The organism is Dactylosporangium sp. CA-052675 (assembly GCF_050947935.1).
Lineage (GTDB): Bacteria > Actinomycetota > Actinomycetes > Mycobacteriales > Micromonosporaceae > Dactylosporangium.
Map to the genome: position 1 here is coordinate 2,506,966 of NZ_CP192010.1, position 24,587 is coordinate 2,531,552.

The following is a 24,587-nucleotide window of genomic DNA, read 5'->3' on the forward strand; positions in this document are numbered from 1 at the left end:
CGCCAGGCCGGCCGGTCGAGTGGATCAGGCAGCGCCCTGCGGCGCGTCCGGGTCGAGGTGGATCCGGGTGGCCTCGATCGGCTCGACCTTCTTGACCTTGATCTTCACGTGTCTCTCCCATTCGGTCGGGGATTTCGGTCTCCGGCGGGCGGTTGCCCGTTCCGGTGAGGAAAACGTATGCAAGGCATCGACGCCCGACAGTCCTTGATTCGACTGGTCGCCGGTCGCCAAGATGACCTGGTATTGATCTACGACTAAGCCTTGATTTCCTTCCCCGGACCGCCTGGTTGGAGCGGCGGCCGGCGGGGCATGATGCGCGCATGACGCGCACGGCTCGGCTGCTGCGACTGGCCGGGCTGGTCGCCCTCGTGGGCGGCCTCGTCACGGTCGCGATCCTCGTCGGCCTGCCCGGACGCGACGAGCTGCGCGCCGCGATGGCGGGGCTGGGCTGGTGGGCACCGGTGGCGTGCGCCGGCCTCTACGCCGTGGCCTGCCTGTCACCGCTGCCCAAGACGGTCCTCACCCTCGCGGCGGGCGCCCTGTTCGGCGTCGCGGGCGGCCTCGCGGTCGTCGTCTGCGGCGCCCTGCTGGGTGCCGTGGCGGCCCTGTACCTGGGCCGGCTGCTGGGCCGCGACGCGGTGCGCTGGCTCGCGGGCGGGCGGCTGGACGCGTTCGACGCGCGGCTGACCCGGCACGGGATCTGGGCCATCGTCGTGGCCCGGCTCATCCCGGTCGTGCCGTTCACCGCCGTCAACTACCTCGCGGGCGTGACGAGCGTGCGGCTGCGGGACTTCGTGCTCGGCACGGCGGTGGGCATCCTGCCGGCCACGACCGCCTACGTGACCGTCGGCGCCTACGGGTGGCAGCCGGGGGCGTGGCCGCTGTGGGCGGCGCTGGCCGCCCTGGTCGTGCTCACCGCGGGAGGACTGCTGGCCGAACGGCGTCGTCGCGGCCGCCGGGCGGCGGGTTCGCCGGGTGACCCGGTGGAGACGTAGGAGCCCGCGTGCCGATCGGTGCGGGGCGCCACCCTCGTCGCCCGGCCGCCCGGCCGCCCGACGTGCCGCCGCTCGGGAGGCACCGTCCCGCGGGCGAGATACGCCAGTGCCTCATCGAGGGGACGGGCGCGGAGCGTCCTGGGCAGATGGGTCGGGCTTGCGGCGGATGCGGTACTCCAGCGTCAGGAACGGCAGCCCGAAGACCGAGAACGCGTGGTCGGCCCGCAGCTCCCCGCCGTCCACGCGGACGTCGAGCTCCTCGGCGAACCCGTGCACCGCCAGGGTCGTCAGGGCCCGGCTCTCGCCGTCGATGTAGCTCAGGTAGTGCCCGGTCTGCCCGTCGCCGGTCCGGCTCGTGAGCCTCAGCCCGCCGCCCGGCCGCGGCCTTGGCGCGAGGGTGGCCGTGAAGTTGGCCTGGGGCAACGGGAAGCCCACGCTGACGTACCCGCGCTCGCCGTGCCGGTACGTCGTGTAGATGCCCACGTAGATGGGTTCCCCGTTGTGCGCGAAGGAGCGGATCCAGCCGCGGGTCGACACGACCCCGTCGGCGCCGGTGATGGTGTCGATGCGGCTGTGCATCCCGCGCTGCGCCTCGCGGAGGTTCATCGGCACGTTGGCCTGCCCGAGCGGCCGGGCGACGAGGGTGCGGTACAGCAGGTATCCGGGCCGCACCCAGGCCCGCCACCGCGGCACGATGTCGAGCGTGAACCGGGTCGTGTGCTCGTAGAACTCCCGCACCAGCGGGTCCACGGCCGCCGGGTCGAACCCGGGCCCGGCCAGCGCGTCCAGGCTCGCCACGATGCCGATGTCGGCGGTCGCCTCCTCGTAGACGCCGCCGGTCGCCGCGGCGAGGTCCCGCACGTAGCCGGTGCCGACGTAGCGAGTGCGGGCCTCCAGCGGTACGACGAACGGTAGCTGCTCCGCGGTCGCGCGCTCGGCCAGCAGCTCGACCTGCGGCTCCCGGAACAGCAGCTGCGACACGGTCCGGAACGCGACCACGCCGGCCGCGGCCACCTGCGCCGGCGGCCGGTTGCGCATGGCGGCGCCGACGGCCAGGCCGACCACGGGGCCGAGGGCCACCTTGTGCGGGCGGACACCCATCGCGCCGGCCAACGCGCCCGCCGCCAGGCCGACCGCCAGCGGCGACGCACCGGCGCGGCCGGCCGCCCAGCCGGCGGGAGCGGCCAGGGCTCCGCCGGCGGCGATCCGTGACCAGATCGCCGGGATCTCGTCGGGTCGTTGCCGTGCCCGGGCGGCCCCGTCGATCGCCGCGAGCACCGCTCCGCCCGCCGCCGCCCCGGCCAGCGCGGCGCGCGGGCCGCGGTGGCCGGTCAGCGCGGCCCCGGCGGCGGCGCCCATGAGCGCGGCGAAACCGATCTGCTGCATCCGCTTGCCATCCACGAGCTCGTTTCTACACGCCGCGTGCCCGCACACGACGGGGGAGGTGTCACCCGGCGGGAGCCGGCGTCGCCGGTGCGGCCGGGGTCCGGGCCGGAGGAGTCGTTCGAGACGAGACAGGTGCAGGTGATGTGGGCGTGCCGGGTGCTGCGGAGGCGGGGCTGCGTGGCGGCCGCGCGAGAAAGAACGCCGCGAGCCATGCATCGACCGGCAGGTGCCGGGTAGTGAGGGGCCTGCGGCATCCGACAGCCGGGAGGCACGATGAACGACTTCATGGACAGGGCGACGCGCTTCGCCGACCAGCACGACGACCAGGTCGGCCGGGCCATCGGCGAGGCCGGTGAGCAGGCGGACCGGCGCGCCGGCGGCAGGTACGGCGAGCAGGCCGGCACGGGCGTGGACGCGGCGCGGCAGCGCACCGGCCAGGGCGGCTCGCCGCGGTGAGGCGGGGACTGGCGATCGCCACGGGGGTGACCGCGGCGGCGGGCGCGGGCGTCGCGGTGACCGCGTGGCGGCGGGCCGCCCGGACAGGGTCGACGCCGGACCGCTGGCACAGCGTCACGATCAACTGCTCGCCCGAGCGGCTCGGGCCGATGCCGGCGCCGCTGGACGAGCTCGGTTTCCCGGTCGAGGTCCTGATCCGCCCGGCACCCGGTGACCGGGGCACCGAACTCGCGGCCCGGGCCGTCGAGCCGGGCGCGGACCGCGACACGGTCCGGCACCTGCGGCGGGCGCTGCGCTCGGCGCGCTCGCTCGCGGAGGTCGGTGAAGTCCTGCTGCCGGACGCGCCCGGCACCTCCCACCGGACGCTGACCGGGGCGCCGCTGGCGTATGCGACTCGGCACGGACGCGAGGAGGGCAGGCTGTGAGGGCGCTGTGCTGGCAAGGCGTGAACAAGGTCGGCGTCGAGCAGGTGCCGGATCCGGTCCTGCGCAACAGCGGCGACATGATCGTGCGGACCCGCCGATCCGTCACCTGCGGTTCGGACCTGCACCTGCTCGGTGGGTACATCCCGTTCATGCGCCAGGGCGACGTGCTGGGGCACGAGTTCCTCGGTGAGGTCGTCGAGGTCGGCTCAGGGGTGCGCAACCACCGGGTCGGCGAGCGGGTCGTCGTGTCGTCGTTCATCTCGTGCGGACGGTGCTGGCACTGCCAGCGCCAGGAGTACTCGCTGTGCGACAACGGCAACACCAACCCCGCGATCACCGAGAACCTGTGGGGCGCCGCACCGGGCGGCTGCTTCGGCTACTCCCACGCCATGGGTGGCTTCGCCGGCAGCCACGCCGAATACGTGCGGGTGCCGTTCGCCGACGTCGGCGCGTTCACCGTACCGGAGGAGGTATCCGACGAGCGGGCGGTGTTCGCGTCTGATTCCGCGTCCACCGGCTGGATGGGCGCGGACCTCGGCGGCGTGCGGCCCGGTGACGTGGTGGCCGTGTGGGGCGCCGGCGCGGTCGGGCAGATGGCGGCGCGGGCCGCGATGCTGCTCGGCGCCGAGCAGGTGATCTGCATCGACCGCTACGGCTACCGGCTGGAAATGGCCAGGCGGCACGTCGGCGCGGAAACGCTCGACTACGAGCGCACCGACGTCGGCGAGGAGCTGCTGGAGCGCACCGGCGGCCGTGGGCCGGACGTGTGTATCGAGGCGGTCGGCATGGAGGCACACGCCGCCGGGCCGCAACACGTCTACGACACGGTCAAGCAGAGGCTGCGGCTGGAGTCCGACCGGCCCGCGGCGGTCGGGCGGCGATCTACAACTGCCGTAAGGGTGGCAGCGTCTTCGTGCTGGGTGTGTTCGCCGGGATGGTGGACAAGTTTCCGCTCGGTGCGGTCATGAACAAGGGGCTGACGCTGCGCGGGGCGCAGATGCACGGCCAGCGGTACATCCCGATGCTGCTGGAGCGGATGGCCCGCGGCGAGCTCGTCACCGAGCACCTGGCCACCCACACCATGGCGCTGGAGCAGGGGCAGGACGGCTACGACATGTTCAAGAACAAGGTCGACGGGTGCGTGCGGACCGTCTTCCTCCCGTGAGGAGTCCGGCTCCCGGGCCGCTGCTCGGGGCCGGCATCCACCGAGCGGTGGGCCGGACGGGCGGGCATGCGTGGCATCTGCCGGTCTTTGCCCGCCCGGCGGCGGGTACCTGCCGCACATGAGCACCGATACCAGCCATGACGTGACGCACCACCCGCTCGACGTCGACGAGGCATAACCACCGCGTGCCCCCGATCCAACGGCGCGGGTAGGGCGCGGGCGTCCGCGGCCGGCCGCCGGGCCGGCCGCGGTGGCGACGGCGTCTCACGCCTCAGTCTCAGGCCTCAGGCTCACGCCTCAACACAGCCCGCCCGCTGCCGATGACACCGGTATGACGCGCGCCCGCCGACCGGAACGCGTCGCGCGCACGGCAGGGACGGCGGCGCTCGCCCTCGCCGTGGCGTGCGTCGTGCTGCAGGCCGCCGAGATCGGCGGCTGGCCGGCCGAGCTGCGGATCTTCCGCGCGTGCAGCCCGCTGCTCGGCTGGGCCGGGGCGGTGCTGTGCTGGCGGGCCGCCGCCCGCTCGACGGCCACCGGCGGCCGGTGGTGCTGGCGGCTACTCGCCATCGGCCAGGGCATCTCCGCCACCAGCCAGCTCGCCTCCACCTACCAGACGTTCGCCCACGACAACCTGCGCTACCCGATCGGCCTGACCGTGGTGCAGCTGACCGATCTGCTCATGGTGATCCTCGCCCTCGCCGCGGTGCTCTGTCTGCCCGCCCGCACGGCATGGTCATCCAGCCGGCTGCGGCTCGGCCTCGACATGGCCATCGTCCTGCTCGCCGGAGCGGTGTTCCTCTGGTACTGCTCCATCGCCCCGGCGCTGGCCGACCACGCGGACGTGTTGCTCACCGCCACGACCATGGCCCAGGGGGCGGTCGGGCTCGTCGCGTTGTTCGGGATCGCCCGGCTCCTGCTGGCCGGTGTCGCCGGCGTCCACCCGGCCGCGATGACGCTGCTCGCAGCGGCCGGTGTCGCCGAGTTCGGCTCCTCAGCCCTGATCCCGGTCCTGCAGGGCACGCGGTTGCCGCACCTGGTCCTCGCCATCGTCACCGCCGCCCGCGCCCTGCTGATCGCCGGTGCCCTCGTCCAGATCACCGCCGCACCGGCCGCGCACACCCGCGCCCTGGGCCGCTCCCGCGCGTTCAGCCCCCTGCCCTACGCGGCGGTCGCCGCCACCTACGCCTTGCTGATCGTCGCCCTCACCGACCGCCTCGACGGCCGGGCCTGGACCGTGCTCGGTGGTGCGATCACGCTGACCGCGCTCGTCGCGGCCCGCCAGTTCGTCGCCCTGCGCGACAACGCCCGCCTCGTCGCCGAACGCGACACCAGCCTGCGCCGGCAGCAGCAGATGATCGCCCGCGGACTGCACCTGGCCGAGGCCGGCACCGCCCTGCTCACCACCCGCGACGCGCACACCATCCGGCGCCTGGCGGTGACCACGGCGCTCACGCTGCTGCCCGAGCCATCGCCGTCACGCAGCGCCTTCCTCGGACCCGACCCCGACGACCCCGGCGTCTGGACGGTTCTGGACGCCGCCGGCCACGAGGCCGCCGCGCTGCTGGGCGCCCAGATCCCCGAGGGCGCGGTTGCGCCCTCGCGCGCCGACGGCGCGGTGGCCGCTGCCTCGCACGTCGAGCGCATGGGCCTGCCGGTGCTCGACCGCCCGGACGGCGAGCGATGCGGCGTCGTGCTGCTGCCGGTCGCGGCCAACGGGCGGGTCGTCGGCCTGCTGCTGGTGGAGTCGGCCGGCCCGCTGCCGCCGGACGCTCGCCAGTCGCTGGAGACGCTCCAGGCGCAGGTGGCGCTCGCGCTCGGCGCCGCCGACCTGACCGCCGCCCTGACGAGGCAGGCCACGCACGATCCGCTCACCGGGCTCGGCAACCGGGCGCTGCTGCGCGAACGGCTCGGCGACGCTCTCACCCGGGCCCAGCACGGCCGGCACCGCGTCGTGGTCATGCTGCTGGACCTCGACGACTTCAAACCGATCAACGACAACCTCGGCCACGACATCGGCGACGAACTGCTCAAGATCGTCGCGACTCGCCTGCTGCGCAACGTCCCGCCGTCCGACCTGGTGATCCGGCTCGGCGGCGACGAGTTCGTCATCCTCGCCGAAGACCTCGGCGACCCCGGCGCACTCGCGGACCGCATCATCGCCGAACTCGCGCAACCCGCCACCATCAACGGCTGCGCCGTGCGCACCGGCGTCAGCATCGGCATCTGCGTCGCCGAGCCCGGGCAGACCCCCGAGCAGATCCTCCGCCACGCCGACCAGGCCATGTACGCCGCCAAACGGCGCCGCACCGGCCACTTCGCCATCCACCGGGCCACCGTCGCCTGACGGCACCCGCGCCGGGCGGCGGGTCGCGCCGGACGCGGGCGCCGGGCGGCGGGTCGCGCCGGACGAGGGCGGCGGGTCGCGCCGGACGAGGGGGCCGGGCCGCACGAGGAGCAGGACGCGACCGCCTACGCCGTGGGCTCGGCCGGCGGCGGCGCGAGCGTGCGGGAGGCGGCGGTGCCCGAGGGCTGCGAACGCTGAGCGGTGACGGTGGCCAGGAACGCCGCGGCCCGCAGGGCCACGGCCGGTCCGGCGGTCGTCACGGCGTTGTGCCCGGCCAGCGGTACCTCGCAGACCCGCGCCCGCGGCGTGAGCCCCGCGGCCCGGTCCAGCCAGCGCCGCGGCGCGATCGGGTCCCGCGCACCGCGCAGGAACAGCACCGGCGCGGTCACCAGCGGCAGCCGCCGGTCGATGTGGTGCTCGACCGAGCGCCGCAGCGTGCCCAGCAGCCGCCGCGGCCCCGCGTCGCGCACGTCGGCGGCCAGGATCCGGGCCTGCCGCGGGTCTTCCCGGGCCAGGTCGCGCAGCCAGCGCCAGACCTGGCCCGCGGCGGTCGGCGCGGCCGGGTCGACCGTCGGGCCGACCAGGACGAGCGCGTCCACCAGGTCGGGCCGGGCGATCGCCAGCTCGACCGCGACCTGGCAGCCGAAGGAGTTGCCGAGCACGCCGGCGGCCGTGATCCCGGCCCGGTCATCCAGGCCGCGACCACTTCGGCGTGCCGGCCGGGCCCGTAGATCTCCCGCGGCTTGTCCGACAGCCCGAAGCCCGGCAGGTCCGGCACGTGCACCGAGGCCGGCGTCGCGGCCGGCCCTGAGCCGCGCCCCGAGGCCAGCTTCGCGGCGGTCGGCATCAGGTAGCGGTGGGAGACGGCCAGGCCGTGCAGGAGCACCCAGTCCGGGCCGCGGGGCGAGCGGTGGTTGCGCACGTGCAGCCGCGGCCCCCCGGTGCTGGCCATGTGGCTCACGAACCCGACGAACGGGCGCGGCGCGGCGACGGCGAAGCGCCGCTCGGCGCCGCTCATCCGAGCGGCTGTTCGCATGCTCAGTCGCATCCCTCAGTCCATGCCGATGGGCCGGCCGATGAGTCCCGGGCCGATGAGTCCCGGGCGGATCAGTCCCGGCCGATCAGTCCCGGCCGTCGGCGGCCCGCCGCACGGCGTCGCGCACCCGATCCACCACGGCCAGGATCGGCCCGCCCGCAAGGTTCGCGGTCGCCGGCTCCGCGCCGGGTGCGGGCGGGCCGGGGCCACCTTCTCGGCCGCGGCGAACGCGGTGGCCAGCCGCCGCGGCCGCTCGGCCGGCACCCGGGCCCGCAGGTGCGGGAACTCGTAGCGCTCCTCGTGCCGAGCATGCTCCAGCACCGCGGTGCGCAGCAGGAGCAGGCCGGTGTCGAAGCCGTCGGCGTCGACGCCGCCATCGATCGACGCGGTCAGCGCCTCCTCGGCCTGACGCTCCTCGGCCAGCCGGTCCTCGACCATCGCGTCGCCGCCGGCGCCGTCCAGCCTCCGCGACAGCGGGTGGATCAGCTCCTCCTCGGCCGTCTCGTGCATCGCCAGGAGGCGCACGAGATCGTCGAATGCCTTCTTGCGGGCCTCGCCGGCGCTGCCGGTGACGAGCAGCAACAGCTCCTCGATCCGGGCGTGCTGGGCCAGCAGCAGGTCGATCACGTCGTCGCCGGGGCCCGGCCCGGCCGGGCGGTCCGCGGCCGCCGCGGTGCCGCTCTTCCCGGACGACGTCCCGGCGGGCTCCGCGGCAGCGTCGCGGCCGGGCACGGCGGGCCCCCACCCGGGCATGCCCCTGTGGTCCAGTGGATTGAACACGCCGACTCCTTACGGTGGCCCGACGATGTGCCCTCGTACCGCCGCGCTACCCGGGGCCGTCCAGGGCAAAACAAAGACCCTTGACCGGTCCCGACCGGGATCGGCGTGCCGCGGCCGCACGTTCGACGGGCAGCCCGGCGAGCAGGCCTGGAAGATTTTTCGGCGCTGATGTCGAAACGGCGCGCCGTCGCGCGAAGGACGGGTGCGGGGCCGGAGAGGCCGGCCCGGAGCCAGGGGAGACCCGGATGCGACGCGTCATCGCTTCGACCTACACCACCGTCGACGGCTTCATCGACAACCCCCACGAGTGGTCGCTGGCATACAACGACCCGGCGGCCATGCGGTACGCCCTGGACCTGACGCTCGGCGCCGACGCGCTGATCCTCGGCCGCGTCACGTACGAGGGCATGGCCCAGGCGTGGCCCGCCATGGGTGGCAACCCGTACGCCGATCACGTCAACGCCATGCACAAGTACGTCGTCGCTTCCCAGCCGGTCGACACCGGTGCCTGGAACCCGACGACCGTCATCGCCGGTGCCGAGCTGCTGACCGCGGTCAAGACGCTCAAGGAGCGCGACGGCACGGACATCCTGATCTGGGGCAACGGCCGGTTGACCGATGCGCTGGCGACGGCCGGGCTCCTCGACGAGTACAAGATCTGGACCTATCCGGTCCTCAAGGGCAGTGGCGAGCCGCTGTTCCGCGCCGGGAGCCGCACCGGCCTCCAGCACGTCGAGACCACCACCTTCGGGTCCGGGGTGGTCGTGTCGACCTACCGCGTCACCACCGCCGGGACGGGAGCGACGACATGAGCGACGACATGAGCCGAGACGTCGCCGATGACCTCGCCAAGACCCGGCCCGTGACCGCAGGACCGGCCGGCTGGGCCGACCACCGGCCTGGACGAAGATCAGATCAGCCGAGAGGATGCCTGCCATGCGTGTGATGGTGATGACCAAGGGCGATGGCGCCGACGAGGGCAAGGGCGAGCCGACGACCGAGATGTTCGAGCAGATGCGGGTCTTCAACGAGCAGCTCGTCAACGCCGGCATCATGCTCGGCGGCGAGGGGCTGCGGCCCAGCGCCGCCGGGGCGAGGGTCGCGTTCTCGGCAGCGGGCACGACGGTGCTCGACGGCCCGTTCACCGAGTCCAAAGAGGTGATCGCGGGCTACTGGATCTGGGAGGTCAGCTCGCTGGCCGAGGCGATCGAGTGGGCGAAGCGGTGTCCGTTCGACCCGTCGTACGGCGACTCGCAGATCCTGGAGATCCGGCCGTTGTTCGACATGGCCGATTTCGCCCGGACGGTCGACGCCGACGCGCTCGCCAGGAGCGAGCGGTTGCTCGACCCGACCTCGGACTGAACCGGACCCGGCCATGGACCTGCGCAAGTCGGTCGAGGCGCTGTGGCGGATCGAGGCGCCCCAGCTGATCGCGACACTCGCCCGCCGGATCGGGAGCCTCGACGTCGCCGAGGATCTCGCGTCCGAGGCGTTCGTGTCGGCCCTGGAGCAGTGGCCGGCCGGCGGCATCCCGCCGAAGCCGGGTGCCTGGCTGATGAAGACCGCCTGGCACAAGGCGATCGACCGCGCCCGGCGCGAGGAGACGGCCCGCAGGAAGGCGCCGCTGCTCGTCGCCGGGCACGAGGGCGAGGTGGCCGATGTCGCGGACGAGGCGCTCGATCCGATCCCGGACGACCTGCTCACCATGGTGTTCACGACGTGCCATCCCGTGCTCTCACCCGAATCCCGGGTCGCGCTCACACTGCGGCTCTTCGGCGGGCTGACGACCGACGAGGTCGCCCGCGCGTTCCTCGTGCCCGCGGCGACGGTCGGGCAGCGGATCTCACGCGCCAAGCGGACCCTGGCCGAGGCGCGGGTGCCGATCGAGGCCCCGTCGGCCGAGGAGCTCCCCGAACGCCTGCACGCGGTGCTGGACGTGCTCTACGCGATCTTCAACGAGGGCTATTCGGCCTCGTCGGGCACGAACCTCGTCCGCTGCGACCTCGCCGTCGAGGCGATGCGGATGGGGCGGGTCCTCGCGGCACTTGCCCCGGCCGAGCCCGAGGTGTTCGGCCTGGTCGCCCTGATGGAGCTGCAGGCCTCCCGCTTCCGGACCCGGGTCGACGCCGCCGGCCTTCCGGTCCGGCTCGAGGACCAGGACCGCCGGCTCTGGGACCGCACGCTGATCCGGCACGGCCTCAGCATGCTCGACCGGGCCTTCGACCGGGGCCGGCCGCTCGGCGTGTTTTCGCTGCAAGCCGCCATCTCCGCCTGCCATGCCCGCGCGGCGACGTTCGCGGTCACCGACTGGGTCGCCATCCTCGCGCTCTACGACGCCCTCGCCCAGATCACCCGGTCGCCCGTCGTGGAGCTCAACCGCGCGGTCGCCGTGCTGCACGTCGACGGACCCGAAGCCGCCCTCGACACGACCCGACCACTGCTCGCCGACCGCCGGATGGCCGGCTACCACCTGCTGGGCGCGGTGCGCGGGGACATCCTCACCCGGCTCGGCCGCCACGCCGAGGCCGCAGCCGAGCTGGAACGCGCGACCGAACTCGCACCCACCCAGCAGGAACGGCAACTCCTCCTCGGCCGCATGGCCCAGGCGCTCGCCCCCCGCAACGCCGGCGGCCGGTCCGGCACGGAGCCGCCGGCGGAATGAACCGGCGGCCTCGAACGGCGCCGACCCGTCGTGCGGCTCCACCCGCGGCCGCAGGCTCGCCATCGGCCGCTCGTCGACCGTGACGTTCGTGCCGCGGCGGGATCAGCCGAACTCCTCCGCCCACACCTCGAGCCACGACAGGAAGTCCAGCGGGGTCGCGCCCCGGGCCGCCGAGTAGAGCTCCCGCGTCTCCGGCACGTCGAGCTCACCGGTGCGCCACACCCACCCGGCCTGCTCGCCGGTGACCACGAGGACCGAGAAGTCGTTGCCGCCGTGGTTGGCGATGGTCAGGCAGCCGTGCGGGTCACCGTGCTGCTGCAGCGCGGCCAGGCGCGAGTCGTCCAGGACGCCCGCGCCGTCAGGGAGCTCGGCGAGCGCCGCGAGCATCGCGGACGCCTCAGCGTCGCCGTACGCGAACGGCCGGGCGGGATCGCCGTGACCGTTGCCGACCTCGAGCGCCAGGTCGTCGAGCCCGTACAGCCAGGGCTCGTCGTCCGTCCAGATCCCGTCGGCCACCCCGAGCACGAAGGTGCGCAACGACGCGGGCAGCCGGACCCCGATCCGCTGCTCGAACGCGGCCACCGCCGCCTCCGTCGCCGGGGGGCGGAGCTCGAGATCCTCGCACGCGCGCAGGGCGGCGCGCACACGGGACACCGCGTGGTCGATCGGGTCGCTCGACATGGGTTCGCTCCCGGTTCGGTCGGCCGCTGCGCCCGGCGACACGGACGATACGTGAGCCGCGCCACCGCGTCCCGCGATCCGACCGGCCGGCACCTCCCGCCGGTGCGCGAGCAGCACCGAAGCGGCGCTATTTTGTGTACAATCCTCGCGTCCGTCGGGGGAAAGTGCGGCAAGTGTGCTTGCATTGCGCACAATCTCGGAAGGAGCAGGGGCGTATGAGTCAGCTGTCCGAGTTCGAGGGGCGGTCCGGGGCCGAGTTCACGATGACGGTCGAGACGGGCAAGATCCGCGAGTTCGCCGCCGCCGTCGGCGCCGGCCATCCGCTGCACTCCGGCGACGACCCGATCTCCCCGCCCACGTTCCTGGCCTCGAGCGCCTTCTGGACGACGGATGCCGGTGCGGCATGGGGCGATCAGCCGCCGGACCTGTCGCGGGTGCTCCACGCCGGCCAGCAGTACGTGTTCCACGGGCCGCCGCCGAAGGCCGGAACGGTGCTGCACTGCCGCGAGCGCATCGACCGCGTCTACACCAAGCAGGGCCGGCGCGGCGGCGCGCTCGAGTTCGCCGACATCGTCACCGAGTTCCGCGACGCCGACGGGCGCCTGGTCGCCGAGGCCCGCGCCACGCTCGTGGTGACCGAACAGGCGCCGACGGCATGACGGCGCTGGGAGGCTTCCGGGAGCCGCTGGTGGAGGGCCCGCTCACCGTGACCGACTTCGTGCGCTACCAGGGCGCGTCGGGCGACATGAACCCGATCCACCACGACGCGGAGTTCGCGCGGGGCGCCGGGTTCCCGACGGTGTTCGCCGTCGGGATGCGCCAGGCCGGTGTGCTGGCCGCGTTCGCCACGGACCACTTCGGGCCCGACAACGTCCGCCGGTTCGAGGTGCGGTTCCGCGCCATCGCGTGGCCGGGCGACACCCTCACCTACAGCGGCGAGGTCACCGCCGTGGAGGAGACCGCGACGCACACGGTCTGCACGGTCGCGCTCCAGGCGACCCGGCAGACCGGCGAGGTCCACCTCGCCGGCACCGCCGTGTTCGAAGTGCCGAAGCTATAGCCGCTCGACGATCGTGGCGTTCGCCTGGCCGCCCGCCTCGCACATGGTCTGCAGCCCGTAGCGGCCGCCGGTCTGTTCGAGGTGGTTCACCAGCGTCGCCATGAGGCGCACCCCGGAACCGCCCAGGGGGTGCCCGAGGGCGATCGCGCCGCCGCGCGGGTTGAGCCGCTGCGGGTCCGCCCCGAGGTCGGCCGCCCAGGCCAGCGGTACCGGCGCGAACGCCTCGTTCACCTCGTAGGCGTCGATGTCGCCGATGCCGAGGCCGGCCTTGGCGAGCACCTTGCGGGTCGCCGGGATGGGCGCGGTCAGCATCATGACCGGGTCGTCGCCGGCCAGCGCGAAGGCGTGGAACCGGGCCCGGGGCCGCAGCCCGAGCTCGGACGCCCGGGCGGCGCTCATGATCAGCGCGGCCGCCGCCCCGTCGGTCAGCGGCGAGGAGCTGCCCGCGGTGATGTGCCAGCCGATCTGCGGGAACCGCTCGGTGTAGGCCGGGTCGTGGAAGGCGGGCCTGAGTCCGGCCAGACCTTCGGGGGTCGTCTGCGCACGGATGGTCTCGTCCCGCGTGTGCTCCCCGACCGCCACGATCTCCCGGGCGAACGCCCCGGCGTCGGTGGCGGCCGCGGCCAGCGCGTGCGACCGGGCGGCGTAGGCGTCCAGCTGCTCGCGGGTGAAGCCCCAGCGGGCGGTCACGAGCTCGGCCGCGATGCCCTGCGGCACGAGGCCGCCGCCGGCCAGCCGGGCGGCCACCCCCGGGCCGAACGGGTCGGCGGTGCCGATCGCGACCCCCATCGGGACGCGGCTCATCGACTCGACCCCGCACGCCACGACGACGTCGTAGGCCCCGGCCAGCACGCCCTGGGCGGCGAAGTGCAGCGCCTGCTGGCCCGATCCGCAGGCCCGGTCGACGGTCGTGCCGGGGACGGTGAGCGGCCAGCCCGCCGCCAGCACGGCGTTGCGGCCGATGTTGGCGGCCTGCTCGGCGGCCTGGCCGACGCAGCCGGTGATGACGTCGTCGATCAGCGCGGGATCGATGCCGGTGCGGGTGACGAGCGCGCGCAGGACGGTGGCGAGCAGGTCCACGGGGTGCAGTCCGGACAGCGCACCGCCGGGCTTGCCGCGGCCGGAGGCGGAGCGGACGATGTCGACGATCACGGCGTCAGGCACGGAGGATCCCTTCGGCGGCGGCGCCCCAGGCGCGCACCACGTCTTCGGTCGATGTCGATGGCGATGCGCGGCCGAGCGGGATCCGGGGCATCCCGTCGGCGAAGAGCCCGCGAGCCACCGCCTGGCCGTGCCGCGGTGCCTCGCTGAGGTTCAGTACGGGGGCCAGGCAGGCGTCGGTGCCGGCGGCGAGGCCGGCCCACTCGTCGCGGGTCCGGGTGAGCACCGCCGCCGCGATCGCCGCGCGCAGCGCCGGCCAGCGGGCCGGGTCGTCGCGGTGCTCGCACACCTGCGGGTCGAGTCCCAGCAGCTCGGCCAGCACCGCGAAGAACTGGGGCTCGAGCGCCCCGATCGCGACGTAGCGGCCGTCGGCGCAGGCGTAGACGTCGTAGTAGGGCGCGCCGGTGTCGAGCAGGTTCGTGCCGGCCTCGTCCCGCCACTGCCCGTCGCGGTGCATGCCGTACAGCATCGACGCGAGGTAGGTGGTGCCGTCGGTGATCGCCACGTCCAGCACGCGCCCGGTGCCGGTGCGCCCGCGTTCGACGAGCGCGGCCAGTACCGCCGTGACGAGGTACATGCCGCCGCCGCCGAAGTCGCCGAGCAGGTTCGACGGCGGGGTGGGCGGCCGGCCCCGGCGCGCGGCGGCGTGCAGGGCGCCGGTGACGGCGATGTAGTTGATGTCGTGCCCGGCGGTGTGGGCCAGCGGCCCGGTCTGGCCCCAGCCGGTCATCCGGCCGTAGACGAGCCGCGGGTTGACGGCGTGGCAGTCCTCCGGGCCGAGGCCCAGCCGCTCGGCGACGCCCGGGCGGTAGCCCTCGAGGAGCACGTCCGCCTCGGCCACCAGCCCGCGCACGACCTCCAGGGTGGCGGGGTCCTTCAGGTTGACGCCGACGACGGGCCGGCCCCGCTCCAGCCCGCCGCCCCCGGGCACCTGGCCGGGGCGGCGCAGGGCGAGCACGTCGGCGCCGAGGTCGGCCAGCAGCATCCCCGCGAAGGGCTCGGGGCCGATGCCGAGCAGCTCCAGGACCCGTACTCCGCGCAGCAGCGGCTCATGCATGACGTTGGCCTTCCATGTCCGCGGCGGGCGGTGCGGCCGCGATGGCCGAGCGGAGGGCCCGGTCGAGGTGTTCGGGGTCGTCGGGCTGGGTGAAGGTCGGCTCGAGGTGCCAGCCGGAGGCGATGCCGACCCGCGGGCCCCGGACGTCGAAGACGCGGCCGGTGACGTCGCGCGTGCCCGGCCGGCAGAGCCAGGCGACGACGCGCGCCACCCAGCGCGGGTCGAGCTCCTCGCGCCGGCGGTCGGTGATCTCGCCCTCGTAGCGGCGCAGCGGCTCCTCGGTGAGGCGGGTGAGGGCGCTCGGGGCGACGCAGTTGACGCTCACGCCGTACGGCCGCAGCTCCTGGGCCGCCACGAGCGTGAACGCGGCGACGCCGGCCTTGGCCGCGGCGTAGTTCGACTGCCCGACGTTGCCGAAGAGCCCGGAGGCGGAGGTGGTCGTGATCAGCCGCCCGTCGACGTCGGCGCCCGATTTCGCCCGGGCGCGCCAGTGCGCGGCGGCGTGGTGGGCGATGGTGAAGGTGCCTTTGAGGTGTACGGCGATGACGTCGTCCCACTCGGCCTCGCTCATCGACGCCAGGGTCCGGTCCCGCAGGATGCCCGCGTTGGCGACCACCACGTCGAGCGAGCCGAAGCGGTCGGCGGCGAGCCCGACCAGCTCCGCGGTCGCGGCGAAGTCCGTCACGTCGTGATGGCTCACGAGGGCGGTGCCGCCCGCGGCCCCGATCTCGGCGGCGACCGTCTCGGCGGGTCCGTCGCCGAGGTCGTTGACGATGACGGCGTGCCCGGCGGCGGCGAGAGCGAGGGCGTGGGCCCGGCCGAGGCCACGGCCGGCCCCGGTGACGACGGCCGTGCGCGGCGCGCTCACTCGGCCACGACCCCGCGGGTGAGGAGGTCTTTCCAGGCCTCGTCGTCCACCCCGGCCAGCTCGCCGAGGACGCTTCGCGTGTGCTGGCCCAGGCGCGGCCCCACGGCGGCCACCTCGCCCGGCGTCCGGCTGAACTTCGGCACGATGCCGGCCATCGGCCCCGCGACGCCGTCGTCCGTCTCCGGCCGCAGCACCATCTGCCGGGCGGCGTAGTGCAGGTCGTTGATCATGTCGGGCGCGGTGTAGATCTTCCCCGCCGGCACGCCGTGCTCGGCGAGGATCCGCAGCAGCTGTGCCGAGTCGAGCGAGGCGGTCCACCGCTCGATCTCCTCGTCGAGGACGGCCGCGTTGCGGCCGCGGGCCTCGTGGCCGTCGAAGCGCGGGTCGCTCGCCAGCTCCGGGCGGCCCATGGCGTCGCAGAGCCGCCGGTACACGGCGTCGGCGTTGCCGGCGATCGCGATGTCGGCACCGTCCGCGGTCTTGTACACATTGGACGGTGCCACGCCGGGCAGGACGCTGCCGGTCCGGGTTCGCAGCACGCCCGCCCGCTCGTAGTCGACCATCGTCGACTCCATGAGCGCGGCGACCGCCTCGTAGATGGCGACGTCGACCTCCTGGCCGCGGCCGCTGCGGGCCCGCTCGACCAGCGCCGTGGAGGTTCCCACCACGGCGAAGAGCGCCGCCAGGGAGTCGCCGATGCTGATGCCGGTGCGGGCCGGGCGGGACCCGGCGTCGCCGGTGGTGAACCGCAGGCCGCCCATGGCCTCGCCGATGCTGCCGAAGCCGGCCTCGCGCGAGCGCGGGCCCGTCTGCCCCAGCCCGGAGACGTGCACGACGATGATGCCGGGGTTGGCCTCGGCGAGGGCCTGGTAGCCCAGTCCCCAGCCGTCGAGCGTGCCGGGCCGGAAGTTCTCCAGGACGACGTCGGACCGCGTGGCGAGGGCCCGCGCCACCGCTTGACCGTCCGGGTGGCGCAGGTCCAGCGCGACCGACTTCTTGTTGCGGGCGATGGCCGGCCACCACAGGCTCTGGCCGTCCTGCACGATGCCCCACCGGCGCATCGGGTCGCCCGTGCCGGGTGGCTCGAGCTTGATCACCTCGGCGCCGTAGTCGGCCAGCAGCTGACCCGCGAACGGCCCCGCGATGAAGCTTCCCAACTCGAGGACGCGGACGCCCGACAGTGGACCCTTCGACACGATTGCTCCTCCGAATGTGCACAATCTGAGGTGCGGGCGACGTGCAAATGGCGTTCGCGCCGCGTCGGTCTGCACTATTGCACACAATCGGCGGCTGCGGCACACTCCGATCCATGTACGCCGCACACATCGCGCAGGCCCATCCGGACCGGTTGGCGATCCTCATGGCGGAGTCCGGCACGCGGGTCACCTTCGGGGAGTACGAGGCGGAGGCCAACCGGCTGGCCCACCTCTTCCGGGGCAGTGGCCTGCGGTTCGGGGACCACGTGGCGATGCTCATGGAGAACAACCCGCGCCTGCTGCAGAGCGAGGCGGCCGCCGAACGCAGCGGCCTGTACTACACCTGCATCAACCACTACCTGTCGCCGGACGAGGCCGCCTACATCGTCAACGACAGCTCGGCCCGCATCGTGGTCACGTCGGCGGCCAAGCTCGACGTCGCCCGGCAGCTGCCCGAGCGGTGCCCGGGCGTCGAGCGGTGGCTGATGGCCGACTGTGACGACCCGCCGGCCCCGTTCGAGTCCTACGACCGGGCGGTGGCCGGCCTGCCGGCGGATCCGATTCCGGACGAGCAGCTGGGCATGGCGATGCTGTACTCCTCCGGCACCACCGGCCGCCCGAAGGGCATCTACCACCCGCTCGCGGTCGCGCACCCGTCCGAGGAGCCCCTGGGCTCGCGCGTCCAGAGCCGGCGGTGGGGGCTCGACGAGACCAGCGTGTACCTGTCGCCGGCGCCGCTGTACCACTCCGCACCCCAGGGCAGCGTCTCCATGATGCTGCGGGCCGGCGGCACCTCGATCATCATGGAGTCGTTCGACGCGCAGCGGTACCTCGATCTGGTCGCCGCCCACCGTGTCACGCACTCGCAGCTGGTCCCGACGATGTTCTCGCGCCTGCTGAAGCTGCCCGAGCAGCGCCGGAGCCGGGCCGACGTCTCCTCGCTGCGCACGGTCATCCTCGCCTCGGCCCCGTGCCCGCCGCAGGTGAAGCGCCGGATGATCGAGTGGTGGGGCCCGATCATCCTGGAGTTCTACGCCGCCAGCGAGGGGATCGGCTACACCTTCTGCGACTCGCGGGAGTGGCTCGAGCACCCGGGCACCGTCGGGCGGGCCGCGAGCGGCGAGCTGCTCATCCGGGCCGAGGACGGGAGCCTGTGCCCGCCGGGTGTGGCGGGCACGGTGTGGTTCCGGGGGCCGGCCGGCTTCCAGTACTTCAACGACCCCGGCAAGACGGCCGCCACCCGCGACCCCGAGCTGGGCGCCAGCTCGGTCGGCGACATCGGCTACCTCGACGAGGAGGGCTACCTGTACCTCACCGACCGGGAGAGCTTCATGATCATCTCCGGCGGGGTCAACATCTACCCCCAGGAGACCGAGAACCTCCTGATCACGCACGAGAAGGTGTACGACGCCGCGGTGATCGGCGTGCCCGACGAGGACTTCGGCGAGGCGGTCAAGGCGGTGGTGCAGCTCGCCGAGGGCGTGGAGCCGGGGCCGGAGACGGCCGCGGAGCTGATCGCCTTCTGCCGGGCGTCGATCGCCCACTACAAGTGCCCCCGCTCCGTCGACTTCGTGAGCGAGCTGCCGCGGCTGCCCACCGGCAAGCTCTACAAGCGCAAGCTGAAGGACCGGTACTGGGCCGGGCGGAAGACGTCGATCCAGTGACCGGGCTGCGGCAATACGTCGCCGACTTCGTCCGCGACACCGAGGGGGCCGATCGCGCTACGGCGCTCGGGGCCCAGTTCGACGCCGGGCTGGCCTGGGTGCACCATCCCGAGGGGGCCGGGGGACTGGGCCTCGGCCCCGACCGTCAGGCCGAGGTGGACGCCGTGCTCTCGGCGGCCGGCCGCCTGGAGTCCTGGGAGCGCAACCCCATGGGCATCGGCATGGTGGCCCCGGCGCTGATGGTGCACGGCACGCCCGCCCAGCGGGCCCTGCTCCGCCCGATCTTCACGGCCGAGCACATCTGGTGCCAGCTGTTCTCCGAGCCGGGCGCCGGGTCGGACATCGCCGGCCTGGCCACCCGGGCCGTACGCGACGGCGAGGGGTGGGTCGTCGACGGGCAGAAGACGTGGACGTCACTGGCCCACGCCGCCCGCTTCGGGCTGGCCCTGACCCGCACCGACCCCGGTGCCCCGAAGCACGCCGGGCTGACCGCGTTCCTGATCGACATGCACGCCCCGGGCGTGCGGGTCCGGCCGTTGCGCGACCTGACCGGGGGCGCGCACTTCAACGAGGTCTTCCTCGACGGGGTGCGGGTCGCTGACGACGCCCGGATCGGTGGCGTCGGCGAGGGGTGGGCGGTCGCGACCACCATGCTGGCGAGCGAGCGCGCCGTGATCGGCGGGTCCGTCGGGGAGCGCGGGTCGGGCGCCATCGCGATGGCGGTCGAGACCTGGCGCCGTACCGGATCCGACCCGGGCCGGCGCGCGGAGCTGATCCGGCTCTGGGTCGACGCCGAGGTGCTGCGCCTGGCCGCGCTGCGGGACCAGCGGACGCGGGCGGAGGGGGGACCGGGCCCGGGCGGTTCCGGCCTCAAGCTGCGCCGGGCCCTGCTGGAGCAGCGCATCGCCCGCTTCGCGCTGGAGCTGCTCGGCCCGGCCGGGCTCGTCTACGACGCCGACGCCGTGCGCGCGAACGGTCCGGCCGAGGGTGACCCGGTCTGGACGTGGCTGCAGTCCCAGGCCTACACGATCGCCGGCGGGACCTCGGACGTCATGCGCACGATCATCGGGGAGCGGGTGCTGGGGCTGCCCAGGGAGCCCGGCCTGCCCCGCGACACCCCCTGGTCGCAGATCCCGCGCTGAGCCTGAGCGGCCCCCGCGCGGCCGTCGTGCGGCTGTTGACCAGCGGCGACGTGTCCCTGTAAAACTGAAACTGACGTTACTATCACAAGAATGGAGGTGGCGTCCGTGCCCAGCCGGGACTTCGCCCAGCAGCGCCAGGACGTCCGGCGGTTCGTCGACGAGGAGCTGATCCCGCGGGAACCGATCCTCGACCGCGACGACGCGAGCAGTGCCGAGGCGATGGCCGAGCTGAAGCGGCTGGCCAAGGAGCGCGGCGTGTGGGCGCTCGGGCACCCGGCCGCGATCGGCGGTGGCGGGCTTCCGTTCATGGAATACGTCATGATCAATGAGATCGTCGGGCGTTCCTACTGGGGCACCGAGGCCCTCGGCACGCTGTCCTTCCAGGACTGTCTGATGCTGCTCGAGTTCGGCACCGAGGAGCAGAAGGCCCGGTGGATCCCGCTGCTGTTCGAGGGCGTGACCGGGCCGACGATCGGGATGACCGAGCCGGAGGTGGCCGGCTCCGACCCGACGCTGGTGCAGTCCACCGCGGTGCTCGACGGCGACGAGTGGGTGATCAACGGCCACAAGTGGTTCACGTCCGGGGCCAGCAAGGCGATGTACACCAGCGTCTTCGTCAAGACGGACCCGGATGCGCCCAAGCACCGGCAGTTCTCGCTGATCCTGGTGCCCACCGACACGCCCGGCTACAACATCCAGCGGGTCGTGCGGACCATGGGCCACTACGGCGGCAACCACTGCGAGGTCCGCTACGACAACGTGCGGGTGCCGGCCGCGAACCTGCTGGGGCCCCGGGGCGGCGGCTTCGCCGTGGCCCAGGCGCGGCTCGGGCCGGGCCGCATCACCCACAGCATGCGCTGGCTCGGGCAGGCCCAGCGCGCGTTCGAGCTGATGTGCGACCGGGCGAACACCCGCTACGCGCACGGCTCCCTGCTGGCGGAGAAGGGGGAGATCCAGCGCTACGTCGCCGAGTCGGCGGCGCAGATCCAGGCGGCCCGGCTGATGACGCTGGACGGCGCGCGGAAGATCGACGCCGGCCTGGATGCCCGGATGGAGATCTCGCTGATCAAGTTCTTCGGCGCGCAGATGCTGCACGACGTCGTCGACCGCGCGCTGCAGGTGTACGGCGCGATGGGGGTCACCGAGGACACGCCGCTCGAGCGGATGTACCGCGACGCCCGCTACGCGCGCATCTACGACGGCCCGGACGAGGTGCACCGGATGGTGGTCGCCAAGCGCCTGCTGCGCAGCGACTACCGGGAGCGGGCGCCCTGGTCGGACATCGTCCACTAGCATTTTTATGATACTGACATTACTTTTAGGATTGTGATGACGACGAGCGAATCCACGACCAGCCCGGCGGACGTCTCGCTCGCGCTGGCCGAGCGTCTGACCGCGGCGATCGACGCCAACGACCTCGACGCGCTGCGCCACGAGATCTACACCCCGGACGTGGTGGTCTGGCACAACGACGACCAGCACGAGCAGCGCGTCGACGAGAACCTCAAGGTCCTGAACTGGCTGCACCGCAAGGTCGGCGACAAGCGCTACGAGGACGTGGTGCGCCACGCGACGCCGACCGGCTACGTGGAGCAGCACGTGCTGCGGGGCACCGCGCCCAACGGCACCGAGCTCGAGATCCACGCGTGCCTCGTGGTGACGGTGTCCGGCGGGCGGATCTCCCGCATCGACGAATACCTCGACAGCCAGGCCGCTGCCGCCCTACGGCCGTGAGTCAGCTCAGCGCGGCCGAGCGCGACGCATGGCGCGCCTCGGTGGCCGCGGTCGTCGCCCGCTGTGCGGCCGGCGGCTCCTGGGATGCGCTGTTCGACCTCGGCGTGGCCGAGATCGGGCTCGAGGACCTGGCGGTGGCGATCGAGGAGTGCGGGGCCGTGCCCGTGGCCACGCCGTTGCTGGGTCACATGTTCGGCCTGCGGGCGCTGCACGCCGCGCCCGCGTCGCCGGAGCGTGACCGGCTCCTGGCGGGCCGGCAGCGGCTGGCCCTGGTGCTGCCCGGCGGCTGGGTGCTCGAGGGTGGCGCGGCCGACTGGTTCGTGGTCGCGGCCGGGACGGGCCTGTCCGTGGTGCCGGCCGGACGCGCCGACCGGCGCCCACTGTCCACACTGGAACCGTCGCGGGTGCTCTGGCGCGTCGAGTTCGACGGGTCGGCGGCGACGCGCCTCGGCGACTGGCACGAGGAGCGGCTGCGGGCCGAGCTCGCCGCGCTGGTCGCCGCCGACTCCATCGGCGGCGCCCGGGCCGTGCTGCGCGACGTCGTGGCCTACGCCCGGCAGCGGATGCAGTTCGGCCGTCCGATCGGCTCCTTCCAGGCGGTCAAGCACCGGCTGGCCGACGTGTCGAGTCAGCTCGACGGTGCGGTGGCGGCGGTCGAGTACGCGCTGCGCCGGCTGGATCTCGGCGCACCGGACGCGACGCCGGCGGCATCGGTCGCGAAGCTCGCCGCGGTGGACGCGTACCTGGCGGTTGCCGAGGGCGCGATCCAGACGTACGGCGGCATCGGCTTCACCTGGGAGCACCCCGCGCACATCTTTCTCAAGCGGGCCCACACCAACAGTCAGCTCGTCGGGGGTGCGGCGTCGCACCTGGAACTGGTCGCCGGCCTGGCCGGGATCTGAGCACCTTCACAAGGGGGAACCATGGCCGAGAGAGAGTTCGAGATCGGCGGCATCAACCACCTCGCGCTGGTCTGCAGCGACATGCGCCGCACGGTGGACTTCTACACCAACGTGCTCGGCATGCCGCTCATCAAGACGGTGGAGCTGCCGGACGGCATGGGGCAGCACTTCTTCTTCGACTGCGGCGGGGGCAACGCCCTGGCCTTCTTCTGGTTCCCCGGTGCGCCGGAAAAGGTGCCCGGCGTGACCCATCCCGGCGCGATGCCCGGCTTCGGCGACATCGCCAGCGCCGTGGCGTCGATGAACCACGTGGCCCTGCAGATCCCGGTCGACAAGTTCCACGAGTACCGCGACCGCCTCAAGGCCAAGGGCGTGGAGGTCGGGCGGGTCCTGTTCCACGACGACAGCCCGTCCACGATCGCCACGCGCATGCACGACGGCGTCTACGTCGGCTCGCTGTACTTCTTCGACCCCGACGGCATCCTGCTGGAGTTCGCGGCCTGGACGCGGCCGCTGACCCCCGACGACGTCCGCCACGAACCGGCCGATCCCGCGGTGAACGCGGTCGCGAAAGCCTGATCGAACCGCCGTTCCCTTTTTCTGAAACTAATGTCAGTATCAGGCCCACACCCCTTCCCTGGCCTTGATGGAGGCATCCATGAGGACGCTGCGGACCCGCCTCGCGGCGGCGCTTGTCCTGCCGCTCGTCGCCTTATCCGCCTGTAGCAACGACAAGAGCAAGTCACCCGCCGCCAACCCGGGCGGCGGCTCGTCGGCCGGCAACCCGGTGAAGGTCATGCTGATCTACGACGAGACCGGTTCGGGCGCCGCCCCCGAGCTCGTCGACGGCGCGAACGCCGGCCTGGCGCAGGTGAACGCGAACGGTGGCATCAACGGACGCCCGATCGAGATGACCGTCTGCAAGACCGGCAACGACCCGAACACCGCGGACAACTGCTCCCGGCAGGCGCAGAGCCTCGGGGTCGCGGCCGTCGTCGGCGAGCTGACCCTGCAGAAGGGCCACGAGAAGATCCTCCGGGAGGCGAAGATCCCGATCATCGGCGCCGTCACCTCCGGCACCGACCTGACCGAGGTCGCGCAGTTCCCCCTGGACGGCAGCACCCCGATCCAGACCGCGTCGCTGGCCAACGCGCTCGCCGCGCAGGGCTTCAAGAAGATCAGCATGGCCCGCATCCAGATCGACGGCGGCGGGGCGTTCAGCGGCTTCGCCAACCAGGGCCTCGCCGCCAGCGGCCAGAAGATCCTCAACGACGTGCCCGTGCCCACCGGCGCCCCCGACATGGCGCCCTACGTCCAGGCCGTGCTGGCCAACGGCACCGACGCCATCCTGACCGTGCTGCCGGGCACCGACTCGACCGCCTTCATCAAGCAGCTCAAGAAGGACGCGCCGAACATCGCGATCGGCATCATCGGCACGCAGAAGGAGAAGGTCGCCGACGCGCTCGGCACCGCCTCCGACGGCCTCTACGAGGCGCTGGGCTACCTGCCGCCGTCCTACGAGAACGCGGCGACGAAGAGCTACGTCGCGGCCATGTCGAAGCAGGGGATCAGCGAGACGCGAGGCTTCCGGCTCAACGCCTACGCCGCCGTGCTCGCCTTCGCCGAGGCGGCCAAGAAGGTGCCCGACCCGACCAACACCGCCCTGTGGGACGCGCTGCCGACGATGAGCGGCATCGACATCGGCCTGACGCCGCCGATCCAGTGGCAGAAGGGCAACGTGGGCGGCTACCCGCGGATCTTCACCTCCTGCGCCTTCATCGTGAAGTACAGCGGCGGCAAGGAGCTGCCGGTGTACGACACCTTCCGCGACGCCTACACCGGCCAGAACTGCACGACTCCCGCCAAGAGCTGA

Annotated in this window: 25 protein-coding genes and 1 pseudogene; 17 read left to right on the forward strand and 9 right to left on the reverse strand. The window is 73.4% G+C overall.

Annotated features, from left to right (window positions below):
• Positions 1 to 24 precede the first annotated feature (24 nt).
• Entirely contained in the window at positions 25 to 231 is a 207-nt protein-coding gene (locus ACQP1P_RS11330; RefSeq protein WP_433085723.1) for a hypothetical protein, read from the reverse strand.
• Between the two features lie 89 nt (positions 232 to 320).
• Here ACQP1P_RS11330 and ACQP1P_RS11335 point away from each other — a divergent pair, with 89 nt between their 5' ends.
• On the forward strand, positions 321 to 995 hold the full coding sequence (locus tag ACQP1P_RS11335; RefSeq protein WP_433085725.1) for a TVP38/TMEM64 family protein: 675 nt from the start codon (positions 321 to 323) through the stop codon (positions 993 to 995).
• A gap of 111 nt (positions 996 to 1,106) precedes the next feature.
• Here the strand turns inward: ACQP1P_RS11335 and ACQP1P_RS11340 are convergent, their stop codons facing one another.
• Complete coding sequence (locus ACQP1P_RS11340) at positions 1,107 to 2,396, reverse strand: hypothetical protein (RefSeq protein ID WP_433085727.1); 1,290 nt, start codon at positions 2,394 to 2,396, stop codon at positions 1,107 to 1,109.
• A gap of 258 nt (positions 2,397 to 2,654) precedes the next feature.
• On the opposite strand from ACQP1P_RS11340, the gene ACQP1P_RS11345 reads away from it, so the two are divergent.
• The 4 genes and pseudogenes from ACQP1P_RS11345 to ACQP1P_RS11360 all read left to right on the forward strand — a co-directional run bounded on the left by ACQP1P_RS11345 (position 2,655) and on the right by ACQP1P_RS11360 (position 6,771).
• Positions 2,655 to 2,837 carry an antitoxin gene (locus ACQP1P_RS11345; RefSeq protein ID WP_433085729.1) on the forward strand — a complete coding sequence of 61 codons (183 nt, stop codon included), beginning with the start codon at positions 2,655 to 2,657 and terminating at the stop codon, positions 2,835 to 2,837.
• Positions 2,834 to 3,262 (forward strand): hypothetical protein, encoded by a 429-nt coding sequence (locus tag ACQP1P_RS11350; protein ID WP_433085731.1) that lies wholly within the window; start codon positions 2,834 to 2,836, stop codon positions 3,260 to 3,262. Before ACQP1P_RS11345 ends, ACQP1P_RS11350 begins: the two co-directional genes overlap by 4 nt.
• Positions 3,259 to 4,427 (forward strand): annotated as a pseudogene (locus ACQP1P_RS11355) (zinc-dependent alcohol dehydrogenase). Before ACQP1P_RS11350 ends, ACQP1P_RS11355 begins: the two are co-directional and overlap by 4 nt.
• 331 nt (positions 4,428 to 4,758) lie before the next feature.
• Entirely contained in the window at positions 4,759 to 6,771 is a 2,013-nt protein-coding gene (locus tag ACQP1P_RS11360; RefSeq protein WP_433085733.1) for a diguanylate cyclase domain-containing protein, read from the forward strand.
• 125 nt (positions 6,772 to 6,896) lie between these two features.
• Here ACQP1P_RS11360 and ACQP1P_RS11365 read toward each other — a convergent pair whose 3' ends face one another.
• Positions 6,897 to 7,433 (reverse strand): alpha/beta fold hydrolase, encoded by a 537-nt coding sequence (locus ACQP1P_RS11365; protein WP_433085736.1) that lies wholly within the window; start codon positions 7,431 to 7,433, stop codon positions 6,897 to 6,899.
• A gap of 389 nt (positions 7,434 to 7,822) precedes the next feature.
• On the reverse strand, positions 7,823 to 8,587 hold the full coding sequence (locus ACQP1P_RS11370; RefSeq protein ID WP_433085738.1) for a hemerythrin domain-containing protein: 765 nt from the start codon (positions 8,585 to 8,587) through the stop codon (positions 7,823 to 7,825).
• 245 nt (positions 8,588 to 8,832) lie between these two features.
• Between ACQP1P_RS11370 and ACQP1P_RS11375 the strand changes: the two genes are divergently transcribed.
• The 3 genes from ACQP1P_RS11375 (at position 8,833) to ACQP1P_RS11385 (ending at position 11,249) form a co-directional block, all read left to right on the forward strand.
• Complete coding sequence (locus ACQP1P_RS11375; RefSeq protein WP_433085740.1) at positions 8,833 to 9,399, forward strand: dihydrofolate reductase family protein; 567 nt, start codon at positions 8,833 to 8,835, stop codon at positions 9,397 to 9,399.
• A 124-nt stretch (positions 9,400 to 9,523) separates the two neighbouring features.
• A complete protein-coding gene (locus ACQP1P_RS11380) occupies positions 9,524 to 9,949 on the forward strand; it encodes a YciI family protein (RefSeq protein WP_433085742.1) in 426 nt (141 codons plus the stop codon).
• Between the two features lie 13 nt (positions 9,950 to 9,962).
• Positions 9,963 to 11,249, forward strand: a complete 1,287-nt coding sequence (locus ACQP1P_RS11385; RefSeq protein ID WP_433085744.1) for an RNA polymerase sigma factor — start codon at positions 9,963 to 9,965, stop codon at positions 11,247 to 11,249.
• Positions 11,250 to 11,351: 102 nt separating this feature from the next.
• Here the strand turns inward: ACQP1P_RS11385 and ACQP1P_RS11390 are convergent, their stop codons facing one another.
• Positions 11,352 to 11,930: an SMI1/KNR4 family protein gene (locus ACQP1P_RS11390; RefSeq protein WP_433085746.1), complete on the reverse strand. Its 579-nt coding sequence runs from the start codon at positions 11,928 to 11,930 to the stop codon at positions 11,352 to 11,354.
• A gap of 215 nt (positions 11,931 to 12,145) precedes the next feature.
• Here ACQP1P_RS11390 and ACQP1P_RS11395 point away from each other — a divergent pair, with 215 nt between their 5' ends.
• Entirely contained in the window at positions 12,146 to 12,589 is a 444-nt protein-coding gene (locus ACQP1P_RS11395; RefSeq protein WP_433085748.1) for an FAS1-like dehydratase domain-containing protein, read from the forward strand.
• Positions 12,586 to 12,990 (forward strand): MaoC/PaaZ C-terminal domain-containing protein, encoded by a 405-nt coding sequence (locus ACQP1P_RS11400; protein WP_433085750.1) that lies wholly within the window; start codon positions 12,586 to 12,588, stop codon positions 12,988 to 12,990. Before ACQP1P_RS11395 ends, ACQP1P_RS11400 begins: the two co-directional genes overlap by 4 nt.
• On the opposite strand, the gene ACQP1P_RS11405 is transcribed toward ACQP1P_RS11400, so the two are convergent.
• The 4 genes from ACQP1P_RS11405 to ACQP1P_RS11420 are packed head-to-tail and all read right to left on the reverse strand — an operon-like array spanning position 12,985 to position 17,272.
• Positions 12,985 to 14,154: a thiolase family protein gene (locus ACQP1P_RS11405; RefSeq protein WP_433085752.1), complete on the reverse strand. Its 1,170-nt coding sequence runs from the start codon at positions 14,152 to 14,154 to the stop codon at positions 12,985 to 12,987. The genes ACQP1P_RS11400 and ACQP1P_RS11405 overlap by 6 nt on opposite strands.
• Entirely contained in the window at positions 14,147 to 15,208 is a 1,062-nt protein-coding gene (locus ACQP1P_RS11410; protein ID WP_433085754.1) for a CaiB/BaiF CoA transferase family protein, read from the reverse strand. Before ACQP1P_RS11410 ends, ACQP1P_RS11405 begins: the two co-directional genes overlap by 8 nt.
• A complete protein-coding gene (locus ACQP1P_RS11415; RefSeq protein WP_433085756.1) occupies positions 15,201 to 16,076 on the reverse strand; it encodes an SDR family NAD(P)-dependent oxidoreductase in 876 nt (291 codons plus the stop codon). Before ACQP1P_RS11415 ends, ACQP1P_RS11410 begins: the two co-directional genes overlap by 8 nt.
• Positions 16,073 to 17,272 (reverse strand): CaiB/BaiF CoA transferase family protein, encoded by a 1,200-nt coding sequence (locus tag ACQP1P_RS11420; RefSeq protein WP_433085758.1) that lies wholly within the window; start codon positions 17,270 to 17,272, stop codon positions 16,073 to 16,075. The genes ACQP1P_RS11415 and ACQP1P_RS11420 overlap by 4 nt, the downstream gene beginning before the upstream one ends.
• Positions 17,273 to 17,385: 113 nt before the next feature.
• Here ACQP1P_RS11420 and ACQP1P_RS11425 point away from each other — a divergent pair, with 113 nt between their 5' ends.
• The 7 genes from ACQP1P_RS11425 (at position 17,386) to ACQP1P_RS11455 (ending at position 24,587) form a co-directional block, all read left to right on the forward strand.
• Complete coding sequence (locus ACQP1P_RS11425) at positions 17,386 to 18,936, forward strand: AMP-binding protein (RefSeq protein WP_433085760.1); 1,551 nt, start codon at positions 17,386 to 17,388, stop codon at positions 18,934 to 18,936.
• Complete coding sequence (locus tag ACQP1P_RS11430) at positions 18,933 to 20,078, forward strand: acyl-CoA dehydrogenase family protein (RefSeq protein ID WP_433085762.1); 1,146 nt, start codon at positions 18,933 to 18,935, stop codon at positions 20,076 to 20,078. The genes ACQP1P_RS11425 and ACQP1P_RS11430 overlap by 4 nt, the downstream gene beginning before the upstream one ends.
• A 90-nt stretch (positions 20,079 to 20,168) precedes the next feature.
• Positions 20,169 to 21,371, forward strand: coding sequence for an acyl-CoA dehydrogenase family protein (locus ACQP1P_RS11435; RefSeq protein ID WP_433085764.1), 1,203 nt, complete (start codon positions 20,169 to 20,171; stop codon positions 21,369 to 21,371).
• Between the two features lie 36 nt (positions 21,372 to 21,407).
• Complete coding sequence (locus ACQP1P_RS11440) at positions 21,408 to 21,812, forward strand: nuclear transport factor 2 family protein (protein WP_433085766.1); 405 nt, start codon at positions 21,408 to 21,410, stop codon at positions 21,810 to 21,812.
• Positions 21,809 to 22,714 carry an acyl-CoA dehydrogenase family protein gene (locus ACQP1P_RS11445; protein WP_433085768.1) on the forward strand — a complete coding sequence of 302 codons (906 nt, stop codon included), beginning with the start codon at positions 21,809 to 21,811 and terminating at the stop codon, positions 22,712 to 22,714. The genes ACQP1P_RS11440 and ACQP1P_RS11445 overlap by 4 nt, the downstream gene beginning before the upstream one ends.
• 21 nt (positions 22,715 to 22,735) lie before the next feature.
• Positions 22,736 to 23,293: a VOC family protein gene (locus ACQP1P_RS11450; protein WP_433085770.1), complete on the forward strand. Its 558-nt coding sequence runs from the start codon at positions 22,736 to 22,738 to the stop codon at positions 23,291 to 23,293.
• A 79-nt stretch (positions 23,294 to 23,372) separates the two neighbouring features.
• The gene (locus ACQP1P_RS11455) at positions 23,373 to 24,587 is read left to right on the forward strand and encodes an ABC transporter substrate-binding protein (protein ID WP_433085772.1); all 1,215 of its coding nucleotides are present in this window, start codon (positions 23,373 to 23,375) and stop codon (positions 24,585 to 24,587) included.

Bases quoted from the DNA above. Each gene is read 5' to 3' on its own strand.
- ACQP1P_RS11335 (WP_433085725.1), top strand. From the start codon at position 321: ATGACGCGCACGGCTCGGCTGCTGCGACTGGCCGGGCTGGTCGCCCTC.
- ACQP1P_RS11455 (WP_433085772.1), top strand. From the start codon at position 23,373: ATGAGGACGCTGCGGACCCGCCTCGCGGCGGCGCTTGTCCTGCCGCTC.
- ACQP1P_RS11360 (WP_433085733.1), top strand. From the start codon at position 4,759: ATGACGCGCGCCCGCCGACCGGAACGCGTCGCGCGCACGGCAGGGACG.
- ACQP1P_RS11450 (WP_433085770.1), top strand. From the start codon at position 22,736: ATGGCCGAGAGAGAGTTCGAGATCGGCGGCATCAACCACCTCGCGCTG.
- ACQP1P_RS11395 (WP_433085748.1), top strand. From the start codon at position 12,146: ATGAGTCAGCTGTCCGAGTTCGAGGGGCGGTCCGGGGCCGAGTTCACG.
- ACQP1P_RS11375 (WP_433085740.1), top strand. From the start codon at position 8,833: ATGCGACGCGTCATCGCTTCGACCTACACCACCGTCGACGGCTTCATC.
- ACQP1P_RS11435 (WP_433085764.1), top strand. From the start codon at position 20,169: ATGGAGGTGGCGTCCGTGCCCAGCCGGGACTTCGCCCAGCAGCGCCAG.
- ACQP1P_RS11400 (WP_433085750.1), top strand. From the start codon at position 12,586: ATGACGGCGCTGGGAGGCTTCCGGGAGCCGCTGGTGGAGGGCCCGCTC.
- ACQP1P_RS11345 (WP_433085729.1), top strand. From the start codon at position 2,655: ATGAACGACTTCATGGACAGGGCGACGCGCTTCGCCGACCAGCACGAC.
- ACQP1P_RS11425 (WP_433085760.1), top strand. From the start codon at position 17,386: ATGTACGCCGCACACATCGCGCAGGCCCATCCGGACCGGTTGGCGATC.
- ACQP1P_RS11440 (WP_433085766.1), top strand. From the start codon at position 21,408: ATGACGACGAGCGAATCCACGACCAGCCCGGCGGACGTCTCGCTCGCG.
- ACQP1P_RS11390 (WP_433085746.1), bottom strand. From the start codon at position 11,930: ATGTCGAGCGACCCGATCGACCACGCGGTGTCCCGTGTGCGCGCCGCC.
- ACQP1P_RS11380 (WP_433085742.1), top strand. From the start codon at position 9,524: ATGCGTGTGATGGTGATGACCAAGGGCGATGGCGCCGACGAGGGCAAG.
- ACQP1P_RS11385 (WP_433085744.1), top strand. From the start codon at position 9,963: ATGGACCTGCGCAAGTCGGTCGAGGCGCTGTGGCGGATCGAGGCGCCC.
- ACQP1P_RS11410 (WP_433085754.1), bottom strand. From the start codon at position 15,208: ATGCATGAGCCGCTGCTGCGCGGAGTACGGGTCCTGGAGCTGCTCGGC.